Origin of the sequence: Arthrobacter sp. 2YAF22_2 (genome assembly GCF_052114645.1) — a bacterium.
Taxonomy (GTDB): Bacteria; Actinomycetota; Actinomycetes; order Actinomycetales; family Micrococcaceae; genus Arthrobacter.
On sequence record NZ_JBFRFD010000332.1, the window covers coordinates 1 to 4160 of the forward strand.

General features: G+C 68.6%; 4 protein-coding genes and 1 riboswitch. Of the genes, 3 read left to right on the forward strand and 1 reads right to left on the reverse strand.

The features are described 5' to 3' along the window. The coding region (locus tag AB4Y86_RS13400) for an MFS transporter (protein WP_441402708.1) at positions 1–1041 on the forward strand (1041 nt) is incomplete at its 5' end. Between the two features lie 25 nt (positions 1042–1066). On the opposite strand, the gene serC is transcribed toward AB4Y86_RS13400, so the two are convergent. Next, a complete protein-coding gene (gene serC / locus AB4Y86_RS13405; RefSeq protein ID WP_441402709.1) occupies positions 1067–2197 on the reverse strand; it encodes a phosphoserine transaminase in 1131 nt (376 codons plus the stop codon). A gap of 355 nt (positions 2198–2552) precedes the next feature. Between serC and AB4Y86_RS13410 the strand changes: the two genes are divergently transcribed. Both AB4Y86_RS13410 and AB4Y86_RS13415 read left to right on the forward strand, forming a co-directional pair. Further along, positions 2553–3248, forward strand: a complete 696-nt coding sequence (locus AB4Y86_RS13410; protein WP_441402710.1) for a metal-dependent transcriptional regulator — start codon at positions 2553–2555, stop codon at positions 3246–3248. A 152-nt stretch (positions 3249–3400) separates the two neighbouring features. Further along, positions 3401–3610, forward strand: a riboswitch (cyclic di-AMP (ydaO/yuaA leader). A gap of 4 nt (positions 3611–3614) precedes the next feature. Continuing rightward, positions 3615–4160, forward strand: a 546-nt coding sequence (locus tag AB4Y86_RS13415) for a peptidase M23 (RefSeq protein WP_441402711.1), incomplete at its 3' end; no start/stop codon positions are given.

Genomic DNA, 4160 nt, shown 5'->3' on the forward strand with positions numbered 1-4160 from the left:
GCTCCGGTGCGCCAGACCTTCGTCTCCGAGCTGGTCCGCGACGATTATCTGCCCAACGCCGTCGCCCTCAACAGCGCCTCCTTCAACGTGGCGCGGATGATCGGCCCCGCCGTCGCCGGTGTGCTCACGGTGGCCATCGGACCGGGCTGGGTCTTCCTGGTCAACACCGTCACGTTCGTCGCCCTGCTGATGAGCCTGGCCAAAATCCCTGCCGCGTCGCTGCGGCAGCTGCCCCGGGCCGCGCCGGGCAAGGGCCGGATCCGCGAGGGGCTGCGCTACGTGCGCTTCCGGCCGGACATCGTGGTGGTCCTGGTGGCGGTGTTCATCGTGGGAACGCTGGGTCTGAACTTCGTCCTCTTCATCGCGGCGATGGTCGGCACCGAGTTCGGCCTGGATGCCAGCGCCTTCGGCCTGATGAATTCGATCATGGCCATCGGTTCGCTGGCGGGGGCGCTGCTCTCGGCCGGGCGGGGCAAGCCGCGGATGCGGGTGATCTTCGGGGCGGCGGGCGCTTTCGGCCTGACCTCCGGCCTCGCCGCGCTGGCACCGGACTACTTCTGGTTCGGCGTCGCGCTGGTGCCGGTCGGTCTCTTCGCGATCACCATGATGACCAGCGCCAACGGCTACGTCCAGACCACCACGGACCCGGTGATGCGCGGCCGGGTAATGGCCCTGTATATGGCGATCTTCATGGGCGGCACCCCGATTGGCGCTCCGCTGGTGGGCTGGGTGGCCAACGTCGCCGGCCCGCGCTGGTCGATGGGCGTTGCGGCCGCCGCGGGGGTCGCGGCAGCACTGATCGGGATGGCCTGGATTGTCCGGGCCAAGCACCTGCGGATCGGCTTCAACCGCCGGGCCCGGGGGTTGCGGTACTTCCGGGTTGTCCCGGCAGCTTCGGCCCCGGCGGGTGCAGTTGCGGCGGGTGCCCGCCAGGAAAGTGCTGYCGTTGACGGCGCAACGGCGGACGGCGCAACGGCGGACGGCGCAACGGCGGACGGCGCCGGCCGGGTGGAGAACCCGGACAACGCCGTCGACCGCTGACCAGTCCCGGACCGGACCGCCCGGACTACCGCTTGAGCTCGCCCACCACGAAATCGATGCACTCGAGCAGCGCGGAGACGTCGTCCGGTTCGATCGCCACGAAGGTAGCGATGCGCAGCTGGTTGCGGCCCAGCTTGCGGTACGGCTCGGTATCGACGACGCCGTTGGCGCGCAGGACTTTGGCGATGGCCGAGGCATCAATCGAGTCGTCGAAGTCGATTGTGGCGATCACGTTGGAGCGGTCCTCGGCCGCGGCCACGAACGGCGTGGCGTAGGAGGAGGCCTCGGCCCAGCGGTAGATCCGGCCGGCCGAATCGGCGGTCCGGGCGGCGGCGAAGTCGAGGCCGCCGTTGCTGTTGAGCCACTTCACCTGCGCATCCAAGGTCACCAGGGTGGCCAGCGCCGGTGTGTTGTAGGTCTGGTTCAGCCGCGAGTTCTCGATCGCGGTCTGCAGGTCCAGGAAGTCCGGAATCCAGCGTCCGCCGGCCTTGACTCGGGCCGCACGCTCCAAGGCTGCCGGGGAAAACAGGCCAAGCCACAGGCCGCCGTCGGACGCGAAGTTCTTCTGCGGCGCAAAGTAATACACATCCGCCTCGGCAACGTCGACGTCGAGGCCGCCGGCCGCGGAGGTGGCGTCGACCAACACGAGGGACCCCTCGTCCGCGCCCGCCACGCGCTTGACCGGAGCGGCGACGCCGGTGGACGTCTCGTTTTGCGGCCAGGCGTACGCGTCAACTCCGGCTTCGGCCCGCGCCTCGGGGCGGGTGCCCGGCTCGGACTTGATGATCGAGGATGCCGCCAGGAATGGTGCCTTGTTGGTGGCCGCGGCGAATTTGGAGCCGAACTCGCCGAATGACAGGTGCTGCGCCTTGTTTTCCACGAGGCCGAAGCTGGCGATGTCCCAGAACGCCGTGGAACCGCCGACGCCGAGGACCACTTCGTAGCCTTCGGGGGCGCGGAAGAAGTCACTCAGGCCGGTGCGGACCGAACCCACCAGATTCTTCACCGGCGCCTGCCGGTGCGAGGTGCCCAGCAGCGTTGCCGACGCCGCGGACAGGGCCTCCATCTGCTCCGGCCGGACCTTCGATGGACCGGCGCCAAACCGGCCGTCCTTGGGCAGGAGGTTCGCGGGAATGGTGATGCGGGTGTCGCTCACAGTGGCTCCAATTTTTCGGCTGGGTGCGTGGCGGGGCTCGGACGGATCCGGGGCGGCTGTGGCCCGGCCCTGATTTATTCTGCCCGACGGGCGCGGCCGGGCGGGAAATTCGTCCGTCACAGTCCGGTACAGTCCGGTCACCGAGGCGGCAGGCGTCAGGCGGCAGGCGGCAGGCGGCAGGCGGCCGGCGCCAACCGGCGGTGCCCGGGTGTAACGGGCGGGTGCCGGCAGATTATCCGGAGTAATTCAAAATAGGCTAGGCTGTTCGGTGACGTATGGCGGATCTCGCCAGGGCGCATCCTGCACGCTGTACGGTGGGAATGACGCAAGGACGGCGCCCGAGGAGCTGAGCTGAATGACGGATCTGATCGACACGACCGAGATGTATCTGCGGACCATCCTGGAACTCGAAGAAGAGAACATCGTCGCCCTCCGCGCCCGCATTGCCGAGCGGCTCCGCCACTCCGGCCCCACCGTGTCCCAGACCGTCGGCCGGATGGAACGGGACGGCCTCGTGGTGGTTTCCGGCGACCGGCACCTTGAACTGACCGAAGCGGGCCGGAAGCGGGCCATCGAAGTCATGCGCAAGCACCGCCTGGCCGAGCGGCTGCTCGCCGACGTCATCGGACTCGACTGGGCCTACGTCCATGAGGAAGCGTGCCGCTGGGAACACGTGATGAGCGAGCGCGTCGAACAGCGTATTTTCGATATGCTCAACCACCCGACTGTTTCGCCCTACGGAAATCCGATTCCCGGACTCGCCGAACTCGGCGGCCTCCCGGCGTCGGAGACCGCGGACGGCGTGGTGAACCTGCTCGAGGCCATGGCCGGCTACGGCGCGGAATCGCGGATCACCGTGAGCCGGCTGGCCGAGCCCATCCAGGTGGAACCGGAACTGCTGGTGCAGCTGGACGAGGGCGGAATCCGTCCCGGCGCCAAGGTCTCGCTGGAGCGGGTGGGGGAGTACATCTCCGTCCGGGTTCCCGACTTCGAAGGCGCCCTCGAGCTGCCCCCCGAGGTCGCGGCCCACGTGTTTGTGACCCTCGGGTAACTCGGCGCACTGACCCGTCCGCGCTTCACCGGGAAAGTTGTCCACAGGCGAGATAACGAATTTATTACTGCCCGACTTAATCCCCTATAGTTGAGCACTAGCACCGATACTAAAGCGTTACCAGATCCGAAGCCGAGCTCTGCCAGCGGATCAGTACACGAAATCCCTTTCTGGCAGAGGCGGGGGAACCACTACCGGCTGTTGATCCAGCAGCCTCGGGGTGAAGTCCGCTAGCGGCAAGCAAACTCCACGAGGGGTCCCCGGATGCCCTTGTGCCTGGATGCCTGCTCCGGCGGACCGGGTCTTTGATCTCTCTGACCCGAATCCGACAGCTAACTTCGCAGGCTATCCAGAGAGGAACCGTACTTGACCATCCAGACCGTCAGGGGCCGCCGTCGTGCGACCGGTCCCGCTCCGGAGCCGCGCCCGGCCGCAGTCGTCCACGCCGAGCGCCCGCGCGACGCGCGCCGGGATGAGCGCCGCGGCCGGCGGAGCCCGCTCCGCCAGGTAGCTGACTTCGCCGCCGTCAGCGGCGTCGGACAGAAGGCCGGCATAGCCCTGGCCTCGACGGGCCTGGCCCTCACCGTCGCCATTCCGGCCACCGGCCCCGTGATGGCCGACGCCGCCCGGACCACCACGGTTTCCGCCGGCGCGCAGCCCGAGGTCAAGGCCGCGGCCGCGCAGATTGACTTCAGCCGCACGGCGGTGGGCACCAAGGGCGACCCGGACGGCAAGCTCAAGCAGCTGCTGGGTGCCCAGTCGGCCGGCAGCATCACCCGCGCGGCCTCCGCCGGCAGCCTCGGCGCCCCGCTGGATTCCATGGTCACGGCCTCGCCGTTCGGCTACCGGATCAGTCCCATCACGGGGGCCGTCGGGGAATTTCACCGCGGGCAGGACTACGTGGCCCAGTGC